Origin of the sequence: Nevskia sp., assembly GCF_023266035.1 — a bacterium.
Classification (GTDB): domain Bacteria; phylum Pseudomonadota; class Gammaproteobacteria; order Nevskiales; family Nevskiaceae; genus Nevskia.
In genome coordinates this window covers 19,994-33,085 of record NZ_JAHFRY010000034.1, presented here as the reverse complement: position 1 = coordinate 33,085, position 13,092 = coordinate 19,994, and the positions used below count along the sequence as shown (strand labels likewise).

Sequence of the window (13,092 nt, the reverse complement as noted above, 5' to 3'; positions counted from 1 at the left end):
CTGGATCATCACGCTGATTCTCGTGCTGATCGGCCTGTCTACTCTGAAGGTGCGGTGATGGGTCAGTACGCCAATCAGTCCATCCTGGTCGTCGGCCTCGGCAAGAGCGGCAGCTCGACGGTGCGCTATCTGGCGCGCGAAGGCGCGACCTTGGCGCTCACCGATTCGCGGGCAACGCCTGCCGGTGTCGACGAACTGCTGAAGCTGGCTCCGGGCGCGGTGCTGAAGCTGGGCGCTTTCGCAGCGCCCGAGCCGCTGTCGCAGTTCGCATTCGCGGTGGTCTCGCCCGGTGTGCCGCTCGATGATCCGTTCATCGCGCAGCTGCGTGCCGCCAAAATCGAACTGATCGGCGACATCGAACTGTTCGCCCGTGCGGTCGGCGATACGCCGGTGATCGGCATCACCGGCTCGAACGGCAAGAGCACGGTCACCGAACTGGTCGGCGCGATGGCGCGCGAAGCCGGCGTCAATGTCGGCGTTGGCGGCAATCTCGGCACGCCGGCACTGGACCTGCTCGATGACGCTCGGCAGCTCTACGTGCTCGAACTGTCGAGCTTCCAGCTGGAAACCACCGAGACCCTGAAGCTGGCCGCGGCGACGGTGCTGAACATCTCGCCGGATCATCTCGACCGCCACGGTTCGATCGAGCGCTACACGGCCGCCAAGGCGCGCATCTACGCGCATGCGCAGACCGCCATCGTCAACCGCGATGACCGTTCCACGCACACCGGCGCACACACCGCGCGTCGGGTCGTCAGCTTCGGTCCGGATGCACCGGGCAAGGGCCACTACGGCCTGATCCAGCACGACGGCGAGCCCTGGGCCGCACGCGGCGACACGCCGCTGTTTCCGCTCGCCAGCCTGAAGATCGAAGGCCAGCACAACGCCGTCAATGCGCTCGCCGCGTTTGCGCTTGCCGAAGCGGCAGGCCTGAACGAGGTCGGCATCTTCGCTGCGCTGTTCAGCTTTCCGGGGCTGGCTCATCGCTGCGAATGGGTCGCCGATCTCGATGGCGTGTCCTGGATCAACGATTCCAAGGGCACCAATGTCGGCGCCACGCTGGCGGCATTGCAGGGTCTGCAGGGGCCACTGGTCTGGATCGCCGGCGGGCAGGGCAAGGGCCAGGATTTCTCCGCACTGCGCGCACCGCTGGCCGAAAAGGCTCGGGCCGCGATCCTGTTCGGACAGGATGCCGCCGCGATCCAGAAGGATCTCGGCGGCAGGATCGAGGTGAAGCGGGTCGATGACCTTGCGGCTGCTGTCGCCGAAGCGCGGTCCATTGCCCGTCATGGTGATCGCGTGCTGCTGTCGCCGGCTTGCGCGAGTCTCGATCAGTTCAAGAACTACGAAGAACGCGGCAGCCGCTTTCGCGAACTGGTCCGCGAACTGGCCCGCGAACGACTTCCGGGGCTCGTCGTATGAGCGCCACCCAGCAAGGCAATCTGCCGTTCGGCATTTCGCCGGCCCGCTACGGCCTCGATACCGGCCTGTGTCTGGCGGTGACGATCCTGATTTCCTGGGGTCTGGTGATGGTCGCTTCGGCCTCGGTCGCGGTGTCCGAGCGCATGGCTGATGCGTCGACCATGTACTACTTCCAGCGCCAGCTGATGTTCGTCGCCATGGGCATCAGCGCCGGTGCGCTGGCCTTCGTGGTGCCGATGAAATCCTGGGAACAGGTCGGGCCGCTGCTGCTGGCGCTGGCCCTGTTTCTGTTGGTGCTGGTATTGGTGCCGGGCATCGGCATCGTTCGCAACGGTGCACGGCGCTGGATCTCGATCGGCCCGTTCCTGCTGCAGGTTTCCGAGCCGGCGCGGCTGGCGGTGATCGTCTATCTGGCCGGCTACATCGTTCGCCGTCAGCTGCCGCTGCGCTCGACGACGATGGGCCTGATCGCGCCGTTCATTCCGCTGGCCATCGTCGGCGGTCTGCTGATTCTCGAACGCGATTTCGGCGCCACCGCGATCCTGATGGCGGTGGCCTTGCTGATGCTGTTCATCGGCGGCGCGCGGCTGCGCGACATGCTGCTGATCGGCGGTGGCGTCGCCGGCGTGCTGGCGATGCTCGCCGTTGCCGCACCGTATCGCGTGCGCCGTCTGCTGAGTTTCGCCAACCCGGACATGGGCGCCCGTGACGAGAATTTCCAGCTGGCCCAGTCGCTGATCGCGGTCGGTCGCGGCGAGTGGTTCGGCGTCGGCCTCGGCAACAGCCTGCAGAAGCTGCTGTACCTGCCCGAGATGCATACCGATTTCATCTTCGCGATCCTCGCCGAAGAGTTCGGCCTGTTCGGCGTGCTGGTGCTGATGGGCCTGTTCGCGACGGTGGTCTGGCGCGGCTTCGTCATCGGCCAGACGGCGGAACGGCTCAACAACCGCTTCAGCGCCTATCTCTGCTACGGCCTGTCCGGCTGGTTCGGTCTGCAGACCCTGATCAACCTCGGCGTCAACATGGGCGCCCTGCCGACCAAGGGCCTGACCCTGCCGTTCATGAGCTACGGCGGTTCGAGCCTGATCACCGTCTGCGTGATGGTGGCGCTGGTGCTGCGGGTCGATTACGAGAATCGCTTTCTGCAGGCCGGGCATCCGGGACTGGGCCGCAACAACGGCAAGGTCGAGCCGACCCATCTGCGCCGCAACAGCAGTGGCACCGCGCGCCGCGATCAGGACGGCAAGGGCTTGTTCGCGTTCTTCCGCCGGAGAACGGGCTCATGAAAATCATGATCTGCGCCGGAGGAACCGGCGGCCACGTCTATCCGGCTCTCGCCGTCGCCAAGGTGTTGATGCATCGCGGCCATGAAGTGGTGTGGATGGGCACGCCGGACAGCTTCGAAGCGCGCGTGGTCCCGCAGCACGGCATCGTCATGGAACTGGTGCGGGTCAAGGGTCTGCGCGGCAAGGGCGTGATCAAGCTGCTGACCGCGCCGCTGACCCTGGCGCGGGCGATGCTCGATGCCATCAAGGTGCTGCGCAGAGTGCAGCCGAACATGGTGCTCGGCATGGGCGGATTTGCCGCCGGCCCCGGCGGGCTCGCGGCCTGGCTTTCGGGTAAGCCGCTGGTGATCCACGAGCAGAACGCCGCGCCGGGACTGACCAATCGCCTGCTGGCGCGGATCGCGTCGAAGGTGCTGCAGGCGTTCCCGGACACTTTCGAAAAGCTCGGTTTCAAGGACGCGATCACGGTCGGCAACCCGGTGCGTACCGGCTTCGTCGAACTGGCGTCGCCGGCCGCTCGATTGATTGCGCACGATGTGGTGCCGCGCCTGCTGGTGCTCGGCGGCAGTCAGGGCGCGCGGGCACTGAACGAATTGGTGCCGGCCGCACTGGCGCTGCTGCCGGAAGGCCCGCGTCCTCAGGTCCGCCATCAGGCCGGCCGGACGCTGGACATCGCCAAGGCGGCTTACGCCAAGGCCGGTGTCGATGGTGACGTGACCGCCTTCATCGACGACATGCCCGCTGCCTACGACTGGGCCGATCTGGTGATCTGCCGCTCCGGCGCCTCGACGATCGCCGAACTCGCCGCTGCCGGCAGCGCTGCGCTGCTGGTGCCGTTTCCGCATGCGGTCGACGATCATCAGACGCGCAACGGCGAATATCTGGTGCATGCCGGTGCTGCGCAGATGATCGCGGAAGCCGAACTCTGCCCGCTGCATCTGGCCGAAACGCTGCATGCGCTGCTCGGCGATCGTGTCCGCCTGGTCGCGATGGCGACGGCTGCGCGCACCGCTGCCTGGGGCGCGGCCGATGAGCGCATTGCCGATCTGTGCCTCGCTGCTGGAGCCGCCAAATGAGCACGCTCGGCACTCAACCGATGAGGCGCATCCGGCGTATCCACCTGCTTGGCATCGGCGGCTCCGGCATGGCCGGCATCGCCGAAGTGCTGCTCAACCTCGGCTATCAGGTTTCCGGTTCGGACCTGAAGGAAAGTGCCGCGACCAAGCGTCTGATCTCGTTCGGCGCGGTGATCGCCTACGGCCATGACGCGGCGCGAGTCGACACCGTCGACGTGGTGGTGATCTCGACGGCGATCAAGGCCGACAACCCGGAACTGGTCGCCGCACGTGCGGCGCGCATTCCGGTGGTTCGCCGCGCCGAAATGCTCGCCGAGCTGATGCGCTTCCGCTACGGCGTCGCCGTCGCCGGCACCCACGGCAAGACCACCACCACCAGCCTGGTCGCCAGCGTGCTTGCCGAAGGCGGCCTCGATCCGACCTATGTGATCGGCGGCAAGCTGAAGAGCGCCGGCACCAACGCCAAGCTCGGCGGCGGCACCTATCTGGTCGCCGAAGCCGACGAGAGCGATGCCAGCTTCCTGCATCTGACGCCGATGATCGCGATCGTCACCAACATCGACGCCGATCACCTGGAAACCTACGGCGGCGACTTCCGCCGGCTGCGCGCCACCTTCATCGAATTCCTGCAGCGCCTGCCGTTCTACGGCCTCGCCGTGCTCTGCGCCGACGACGCCGAAGTGCGCGACATCATCGAAGAGATCGGCCGCCCGGTGCTGACCTATGGCATCGACGAACCTGCCGATCTGCGCGCCGCCAACATCCGCTTCGAAGCCAGCGGCGCGCACTTCGATGTGGTGCTCGCCGATGGCTCGATCGAGCCGATGCACCTGAATCTGCCCGGCCGACACAACGTGCTGAATGCGCTGGCCGCGATCGCCGTGGCGCGCGAACTCGGCGTCAGCTTCGACGCGATGCGCAAGGCGCTGTCCGAATTCGAAGGCGTCGGCCGCCGCTGCGAATCGCATGGCGACTGGACCGTCGGCGACGCCACCGTGCGCCTGGTCGACGACTACGGCCATCACCCGCGCGAGCTGAAGGTGACCTTCGACGCGATTCGCGGTGCCTATCCGGGCCGCCGTCTGGTGGTCGCCTTCCAGCCGCACCGCTACAGCCGCACGCGCGATCTGTTCGACGATTTCTGCGCCGTGCTGACCGAGACCGATGCCCTGCTGCTGACCGAGGTTTACGCCGCTGGCGAAGCACCGCTGCCGGACGCCGATGGCCGTGCGCTGGCGCGCGGCATCCGGGCGCGCGGCAAGGTCGAGCCGGTATTCGTTCGCACCGTTGCCGAAGCGCCGGACGCGCTGGCCTCGATGCTTCATGACGGCGATGTGCTGCTGACTGTGGGCGCCGGTGACATCGGTGGTCTGGCCGGCTTGCTGACGCAGACTTGGATCGGAGCAGCCTCGTGATGAGAGAGCCCAGCCCAATCCAGATTCGCGGCCTGCTGCATGCCGGCGAGCCGCTGTCGCGGCATACCAGCTGGCGGGTCGGCGGGCCGGCCGATCGTTATTTCGAGCCGGCCGATCGCGCCGATCTCGTCGCGTTCGTCCGCGCGTTGCCGGCGAACGAGCCGGTGCTCTGGCTCGGCCTCGGCTCGAACTTGCTGGTGCGCGATGGTGGCTTCCGCGGCACGGTGATCGCGCTGCATGGCGCGCTCGATGAACTGGCACGCGACGAAGCCGGACAGGTCTACGCCGAAGCCGGCGTGCACTGCGCGCGGCTGGCGAAGTTCGCCGAGCGCCAGCAGCTGGCCGGGCTCGGCTACATGGCCGGCATTCCCGGTACCGTCGGCGGCGCGCTGGCGATGAATGCCGGCGCCTGGGGCGGCGAGACCTGGCCGACGGTCACTGAAGTGGACGTGCTGATGCGTGATGGCAGCATCGTGTCGCTACCGCCGTCGGCTTTTGAAATCGGCTATCGCAGCGTGGTGCCGCCGGCCGATTTCCTCGGCTTCCTGGCCGCGCGTTTCAAGGTGACCGCCGACGCCGATGGCCGCTATGCCGCGGCGACCCGCGACTCGCTGGCCCAGCGCAAGGCGACGCAGCCGGTCGGCAAGCCGAGCGCCGGCAGCACCTTCCGCAATCCGCCCGGCGATCACGCCGCACGGCTGATCGAAAGCTGCGGCCTGAAGAACCATCGCATTGGCGGCGCGCATGTTTCGCAGCAGCACGCCAATTTCATCCTGACCGAGGAAGGCGCTTGCGCCGCCGACGTCGAAGCCCTGATCGAGCACGTCCGCACCACCGTGAAGCTGAAAACCGGCATTGAGTTGCATCCCGAAGTTCGCGTCGTCGGGGAGAACATCGATGCGTAAGCGCACCAGTAATCCGAAGGACTTCGGCAAGGTCGCCGTGCTGATGGGCGGCTGGTCAGCAGAAAGACAGGTCTCGCTGTGGTCCGGCGAAGGCGTGCTTGCGGCCTTGAAGCGTCGGGGCATCGATGCGATCGGGGTCGATGCCGATCGTGAAGCGCTGCTGACCCTGCCGAAGCTCGGTGTCGATCGCGCCTTCAGCGTGCTGCACGGCACCGGCGGCGAAGACGGCACCGTGCAGGCGGTGCTCGATCTGCACGGCATTCCGTATCCGGGTTCCGGCGTGCTGGCTTCGGCGCTGGCGATGGACAAGCTGCGCACCAAACGGATCTGGAAGGCCGAGCGCCTGCCGACGCCGGACTGGCGGATTCTCGACAGCGTTGCCGATGCCCATGCCGCGGCCGAACGTTTCGGCTATCCGTTCATCATCAAGCCGGCGGCCGATGGTTCGTCGGTTGGCGTGTCGAAGGTCAAGGAAAAGGGGCAGGTCGAGGCCGCGTATATCGACGCACTCGGCGACGGCCGCGTGGTGATGGCCGAGGCGTTCATCGCCGGCGGCGAATACACCTGCGCGATGCTCGATGGCGAACCGCTGCCGGTGATCCGCATCGAGCCGGCCGGCGAGTTCTACGACTACCACTCGAAGTACATCTCCGACGACACCCGCTACATCTGCCCGACCGATCTGGTGCCGACCCACGAGCAGGAACTGCAGGCGATCTGCGCCCAGGCTTTCGAAGCGATCGGCGGCCGCGGCTGGGGGCGGGTCGATTTCATGATGGACGCCCACGGCGCGCCCTGGCTGCTCGAAGTGAACACCCTGCCGGGCATGACTTCGCACAGCCTGGTGCCGATGGCTGCCCGCGCCGTCGGCATGGATTACGACGCCCTCTGCTGGGCCATTCTCGAAACCACGCTGCACGATGATGGAGGCGCCGCCTGATGAGCGCGACCAGCCTGCGTTCGCCGTCGATCGCAACCCCGACCCTGCCACGCCCGGTGCTCGGCATACTGGCGACGGCCGCCACCGCGGCGCTGCTGATGCTGCTGTGGACGATGATCGCGCCGCTGGTCAATCGACCGGTGTCGGCGCTGCGGGTCGATGGCCAGTTGAACCGGCTGCGCCCGGTCGACATCGCCATCGCGGTGGATGCCGGACTCAACCTGCGCCTGTTCGATGCTGATCTCGAAACCTTGCGCGAGCACGTCGAAGCGCTGCCTTGGGTCGCTTCTGCACGGGTCAGCCGGGTGTGGCCGGACGTGCTGGCAGTGAAGGTGGTCGAGCGTGTGCCTTACGCGCGCTGGGGCGAGGGCCGGATGATCGACAGCAACAGTCAGATCTTCACGCCGAGCGCCGACGAGATTCCGCAGAGCCTGCCGCTGCTGTCAGCCCCTCCCGGCCATGAAGCCGAGGCCGCCGCGGTGTTCGACGACCTGCGCCTGCGTCTGTCCGGCAGCGCCTTCGCGCCGAGCGGCCTGGCGCTGGATGCGCGCGGTAAATGGCGGATGAGCAATGCCGTCGGCATCGAACTGCGCCTGGGTCAGGGCGATCCGCGCGAACGTCTGCCACTGATTCTCGGCGCGGTCAGCACGACCTTGGGCCATCAGCTGGAGAAGGTCGCCTACATCGACCTTCGTTATTCAAATGGATTTTCGGTGGGCTGGAAGGATGGCATCGCGCCACCAACCGGCGGCCGTGCACCCACCGTGAGCAGGAAGCCATGAACAAGAACAGAAAGCCGGAATATCTCGTCAGCCTCGATGTCGGCACCTCCAAGGTCGCCGCGATGATCGGTGAAGTGGGCGCCAACGGTGTCGTCCAGGTGGTCGGCCTCGGCGTGGCGCCGACGCGCGGCCTGAAGAAGGGCGTGGTGATCAATATCGACAACACCGTCGATTCGATCCGCCGTGCCGTCGAAGCCGCCGAACTGATGGCCAACTGCCGCGTTCGCGCGGCACACGTCGGCATCACCGGCACTCATATCCGCAGCCTGAATTCGGTCGGCGTGGTGCCGATCCGCCATCGTGAAATCACCGCGCGCGATGTCGATGCGGTGATCGAAGCGGCAAGCGCGATGGCGATTCCGGCCGATCAGCAGATTCTTCACGTGGTGCCTCAGGAATACGTGGTCGACGGCCAGGAAGGCATCCAGGACCCGATCGGCATGAGCGGCGTGCGCCTGGAAGCCAAGGTGCATATGGTCACCGGCACCTTGTCCGCCGCGCAGAACCTCTACAAATGCGTCGAGCGCTGCGGCCTGACCGTCGAGCGTCTGGTGTTGCAGCACCTGGCTTCGGCCGATGCGGTGCTGTCGGCGGACGAGCGCGACCTGGGCATCTGCCTCGTCGATATCGGTGGCGGCACCTGCGACATCGCGGTGTTCAAGGGCGGTTCGATTCGCCACACGGCGGTGATCCCGATCGCCGGCGATCTGGTCACCAGCGATATCGCGGTGGCCTTCCGCACGCCGGCCCAGCATGCCGAAGCGATCAAGCTGAAGTACGGCTGCGCGCTGCCCGAGTTGGTGGCGCACGACGCGCCGATCGACGTGCCGGGCGTCGGCGAATCGCCGACCCGGCATCTGTCGCGGCAGATGCTGGCCGAGGTGATGCGGCCGCGCTTCGAGGAACTGTTCCGCTACGTGCGCAAGGAGCTGCACCGCGCCGACGTCTACGAGCTGGTCGCCGGCGGCGTGGTGCTCACCGGTGGCGTGGCGCAGACGCCGGGAATTCTCGAGCTGGCCGAGGAAGTGCTGGAAGTCGGCGTGCGCCTCGGCCTGCCGCAGGACGTGGCCGGCATCGAGGAAGTTTCGCGCTCGCCGGCCTATTCGACCGGCGTCGGCCTGCTGTTGTTCGCGCGCCAGCAGCGCCCGATCGGCAGCAGCAGCGGCATGCGCCGTCTCGGCGGCAGCGATGCCGGCCAGCTGATCAGCCGGATGAAGGGCTGGTTCAAGGGGAATCTCTAATGGATTCGAGCCGGATTGTTTGCGCGATCCGGCCTGAGCGGTGCGGTGGAAAAGTGGCAGAAGCGGCAGAAAAACCAACAGTAAATCAGTAGCGAATGACGATTTGACGGGCGGCGGTAGAAACAAGGCTTCATGCGCGGTTCCAGCGTGGCAACATTGACGAATGACGGAGAAAAACATGGGCGGAAGCAAGCAATCCAACGAGCTGTATGAACTGGTCGACGGCGTTACGCCGCGCGCGGTTATCCGCGTCATCGGTGTCGGCGGCGGCGGCTGTAACACGGTCAACCAGATGGCGGCGGCAAACATCGACGGCGTCGAGTTCATCGTCGCCAACACCGATCGGGATCATCTCGAGAAGTGCCGGCCGACTCTGCAGCTGCAGATCGGTGCGGAAGTGACGCGCGGTCTCGGCGCCGGCTCCAATCCGAAGGTGGGCCGCGAGGCTGCCGAGGAAGATCGCGACCGCATTCGCGAAATGCTGGAAGGCACCGATCTGCTGTTCATCACCGCCGGCATGGGTGGTGGTACCGGCACCGGCGCGGCACCGGTGATCGCCGAGATCGCACGCGAACTCGGCATCCTGACCGTGGCCGTGGTCACCAAGCCGTTCCCGCATGAAGGCAAGAAGCGCATGGCGATCGCGCAGGAAGGCATCCTGCAGCTGCAGCAGCATGTCGACTCGCTGATCATGATTCCGAACGAGAAGCTGCGTCTGGTGCTCGGCGGCGCGGTCACCTTGCTGTCCGGTTTCAAGGCTGCCAACGACGTGCTGCAGAACGCGGTGCAGGGCATTTCCGACCTGATCACCCGTCCGGGCATGATGAATGTCGATTTCGCCGACGTGAAGACGGTGATGACCAATCGCGGCATGGCGATGATGGGCCTCGGCTCTGCCAGCGGCGAAGACCGTGCCCGCAAGGCCGTCGAAGCCGCGCTGTCCAGCCCGCTGCTCGACGATCTGGAACTGACCGGCGCTCGCGGCATCCTGGTCAATATCACCAGCGACGAGTCGCTGACCCTCGACGAGCTGGAGCTGATCAACGATCGCATCGGTGAGATCGCGTCCAACGAAGCCGACATCAAGTGCGGCACCTCGTTCGACCCGACCCTGGGCGGCGAACTGCGCGTCACCGTCGTTGCCACCGGCCTCGAAGGTTCGCGTGTTGCTCTCAAGGCGGTGCCGCAGGAACAGCTTTCGACCCGTCTGCGCGCCAGTGGCGCACCGCTCGGTACGGAAGGTCTCGGTAGCCGTGGTGGTGTGGTGACCGCGCTGCGTCAGCCGTCCGAGCCGAGCTGGGCGCCGCGCCTGCACGAATCGACGCATGCCGCGCCGGTGCGCAATGCGCGTCCGAGCGTCAATCCGGCGTTTGCGGCGCTCGATTACAACGAGGAAATGCTCGACATTCCAGCCTTCCTGCGCGCGCAGGCGGACTGATAGGTAGATCAACGCAAGGCTGGCCCTTCGCCCGGTCAGCCTGTGTCATCGTCGCTGAAAGGCGGCGTGCGACCTTCGCCCAGTCGCGCGCCGTACTGCCTTCGTCGCCGTCATTTGCTGCCGCCCCAGCGGCCTGACGAGCACATAAATGCTGCACTGCAATAGTGGCCGGAACTCGGTGGTAAAATTCCGGTCAGAGCAGCAATCCTTTTCCGACCCGCGACTTACGCGGGCGCCCCATCCGGACTCCGTCGATGATCCGCCAACGTACCCTTCGCTCAGCCGTCCGCGTCAGCGGCATCGGCTTGCACAGCGGTCAGAAGGTTTACATGGCGCTGCTGCCGGCGGCGCCGGACAGCGGCATCCTGTTTCGTCGTACCGATCTCGATCCGCCGCGTGAAGTCCGCGCCACGGCGCAGGGCATCGGCGAAACTACACTTTCATCGAATCTGATCGAGGATGGCGTCAAGGTCGCCACCGTCGAGCATCTGATGTCCTCGCTCGCAGGCTTGGGCATCGACAACTGTCTGGTCGAGTTGTCGGCCGCCGAAGTGCCGATCATGGACGGCAGCGCCAGCCCGTTCGTGTTCCTGATGCAGTCGGCCGGCATCGTCGAACAGGACGCACCGAAACGCTTCATCCGTCTGAAATCGCCGGTGCAGGTCAGCGATGGCGACAAGTGGGCGCGGCTGGAGCCATACAACGGCTTTCGCCTGACCTTCAATATCGAGTTCGATCACCCGCTGATCAATTCGACGGCTCAGAGCGCATCGGTGGAGTTCTCGACCGGTGCCTACATCCGCGAAGTCAGCCGGGCGCGCACCTTCGGTTTCATGCGCGAGTTCGAGTTCCTGCGTTCGCGCCGTCTGGCGCTGGGCGCCAGCCTCGAGAATGCGGTGGCGGTCGACGAGTTCCGGGTGCTGAACCAGGATGGCCTGCGCTACGACGACGAATTCGTCCGTCATAAGATCCTCGATGCCGTCGGCGACCTTTATCTGCTGGGGCGTCCCTTGCTGGCCAGCTACACCGCGTTCAAGTCCGGACATGCCTTGAACAACAAGCTGGCGCGCGCCTTGCTTGCCCAGCCGGCAGCGTGGGAAGAAGTGATTTTCGACGACGTTGGCGACAAGGCGAGCGGTTTTTACGGTAGTTCGAGTCCCGTTCTCGCCTGAAGCCCGCTTGCACCGGTTGTCATACGGCGCTTAGACTCGGCCCAACCTTCATCCCTGTGATGCGGGTCGCATCTTGATTTCAAGATTCAAGGAAGGGTTGCCAAGGCCGTTGCGCAGGAGCTGAAGCATTTCTTGCTGGCGGTAACGGAGTTGGGTGTGAGCAGCGGCCGAGTCGACATAAACGACCACCACGCCCTCCCGTTCATTGGCAATACGCAGGGAACTCGCCAGCGGCTCGCGCGCCCAGTCACGAAGCATCTTCTGGATGCCTTCAAGACGGCTCGCCTGTCTCAGCAGGCCCTGTACCGGAGAGTCAGGATGGACCAGGTGTGCGCCTAGGCGGTCATCGTCAGCGTGCATGGGATGGTTTGCCGCCGTAATCGTGGGTGAAGCGTTGCATGGATATTATCGTCGTAAGCCACAGCCAGGGCCGAACCTGGCGACTGCGCCTGGAAGCGCGTCGTGTTTGGGGTTGGCTGCCACTGGCGGCCGTGGTGATCGGAGTGCTGGGCCTGACCTTCGTCGCCGGCATGAATCTGCAATCCGATCGCGGCCTGCTGCCGAAGCGCATCGCCGGTGTCTGGGGTGCCGAGTTCTCCCAGCAGCGTGATGAGCTGGCGCAGGTCAAGGCCAAGGCCGAGGAAGATGCCAGGGCGCTGGCGCGCCGCATCGCCCAGTTGCAGGCGCACGTGATCCGGCTCGATGCCGCCGGCACGCGGATGACCCAGATCGCCAACATCGATCCTTCCGAATTCAGTTTTGACCGCCCGCCCGCCGTCGGCGGCCCGGAAACCGAGGCTTTCGGTACGCCGGCAGTGCTCGAAGACGTGATCGGCTCGCTCGATCGCCTGCAGAAAACCCTCGGCGACCGCGAACGGCAGATGCGCGTGCTGGAAGATCTGCTGCTCGCCAGCCGCCTAGAGCGCGAGGTCAAGCCCTCCGGCTGGCCGATCGATTCCGGCTACATCACTTCCGGTTACGGCAGCCGCACCGATCCGTTCACCGGCTTGCGGACCACGCATCCGGGCATCGATTTCGCAGCCGCCGAAGGCTCGCAGGTTCACGCCGTGGCCAGCGGCATCGTCACCGAAGCGGCAACCGCGAACGGCTACGGCCAGCTGATCGAGATCAATCACGGCAACGGTTATCGCACCCGCTACGGCCACAACTCGAAGCTGCTGGTGAAGATCGGCGATCGCGTGCTCAAGGGTCAGCCGATCGCGCTGATCGGTTCGACCGGCCGCTCGACCGGCCCGCATGTGCACTTCGAACTGGTCATGAACGGCAACGTCGTCAACCCGGGCCAGTACCTCGACGCAACGCGCTGATCGGTAGAAACCCGCAGGAAATGGGGCGCTGCTATTGAAAGCCGCCCCGTCGCGCCAATGCTTCGCAGGGCTGACTGTCATCGCCCT

12 protein-coding genes are annotated in these 13,092 nt (G+C 65.8%); 11 read left to right on the top strand and 1 reads right to left on the bottom strand.

What is annotated here, in order from left to right; all coding sequences use genetic code 11:
* The first annotated feature begins 57 nt into the window (after positions 1-57).
* The 10 genes from murD (at position 58) to lpxC (ending at position 11,677) form a co-directional block, all read left to right on the top strand.
* Positions 58-1,422 (top strand): UDP-N-acetylmuramoyl-L-alanine--D-glutamate ligase, encoded by a 1,365-nt coding sequence (murD, locus tag Q0D45_RS07175; protein WP_293390546.1) that lies wholly within the window; start codon positions 58-60, stop codon positions 1,420-1,422.
* Entirely contained in the window at positions 1,419-2,708 is a 1,290-nt protein-coding gene (ftsW, locus tag Q0D45_RS07170) for a putative lipid II flippase FtsW (protein WP_293390544.1), read from the top strand. The genes murD and ftsW overlap by 4 nt, the downstream gene beginning before the upstream one ends.
* On the top strand, positions 2,705-3,784 hold the full coding sequence (gene murG / locus Q0D45_RS07165) for an undecaprenyldiphospho-muramoylpentapeptide beta-N-acetylglucosaminyltransferase (RefSeq protein WP_293390542.1): 1,080 nt from the start codon (positions 2,705-2,707) through the stop codon (positions 3,782-3,784). The genes ftsW and murG overlap by 4 nt, the downstream gene beginning before the upstream one ends.
* Entirely contained in the window at positions 3,781-5,199 is a 1,419-nt protein-coding gene (murC, locus tag Q0D45_RS07160) for a UDP-N-acetylmuramate--L-alanine ligase (RefSeq protein ID WP_293390540.1), read from the top strand. Before murG ends, murC begins: the two co-directional genes overlap by 4 nt.
* Positions 5,199-6,104: a UDP-N-acetylmuramate dehydrogenase gene (gene murB, locus Q0D45_RS07155; RefSeq protein ID WP_293390538.1), complete on the top strand. Its 906-nt coding sequence runs from the start codon at positions 5,199-5,201 to the stop codon at positions 6,102-6,104. The genes murC and murB overlap by 1 nt, the downstream gene beginning before the upstream one ends.
* Entirely contained in the window at positions 6,097-7,044 is a 948-nt protein-coding gene (locus tag Q0D45_RS07150; protein ID WP_293390535.1) for a D-alanine--D-alanine ligase, read from the top strand. Before murB ends, Q0D45_RS07150 begins: the two co-directional genes overlap by 8 nt.
* Positions 7,044-7,826: a cell division protein FtsQ/DivIB gene (locus tag Q0D45_RS07145; RefSeq protein ID WP_293390533.1), complete on the top strand. Its 783-nt coding sequence runs from the start codon at positions 7,044-7,046 to the stop codon at positions 7,824-7,826. Before Q0D45_RS07150 ends, Q0D45_RS07145 begins: the two co-directional genes overlap by 1 nt.
* Entirely contained in the window at positions 7,823-9,067 is a 1,245-nt protein-coding gene (gene ftsA / locus Q0D45_RS07140; protein ID WP_293390530.1) for a cell division protein FtsA, read from the top strand. The genes Q0D45_RS07145 and ftsA overlap by 4 nt, the downstream gene beginning before the upstream one ends.
* A 205-nt stretch (positions 9,068-9,272) precedes the next feature.
* Complete coding sequence (gene ftsZ / locus Q0D45_RS07135; RefSeq protein WP_366946369.1) at positions 9,273-10,505, top strand: cell division protein FtsZ; 1,233 nt, start codon at positions 9,273-9,275, stop codon at positions 10,503-10,505.
* Between the two features lie 254 nt (positions 10,506-10,759).
* Positions 10,760-11,677 (top strand): UDP-3-O-acyl-N-acetylglucosamine deacetylase, encoded by a 918-nt coding sequence (lpxC, locus tag Q0D45_RS07130; protein WP_293390524.1) that lies wholly within the window; start codon positions 10,760-10,762, stop codon positions 11,675-11,677.
* Positions 11,678-11,725: 48 nt separating this feature from the next.
* Here the strand turns inward: lpxC and Q0D45_RS07125 are convergent, their stop codons facing one another.
* Complete coding sequence (locus Q0D45_RS07125; protein ID WP_293390521.1) at positions 11,726-12,037, bottom strand: DciA family protein; 312 nt, start codon at positions 12,035-12,037, stop codon at positions 11,726-11,728.
* A gap of 38 nt (positions 12,038-12,075) precedes the next feature.
* On the opposite strand from Q0D45_RS07125, the gene Q0D45_RS07120 reads away from it, so the two are divergent.
* A complete protein-coding gene (locus tag Q0D45_RS07120; protein WP_293390518.1) occupies positions 12,076-13,005 on the top strand; it encodes a M23 family metallopeptidase in 930 nt (309 codons plus the stop codon).
* Positions 13,006-13,092 lie beyond the last annotated feature (87 nt).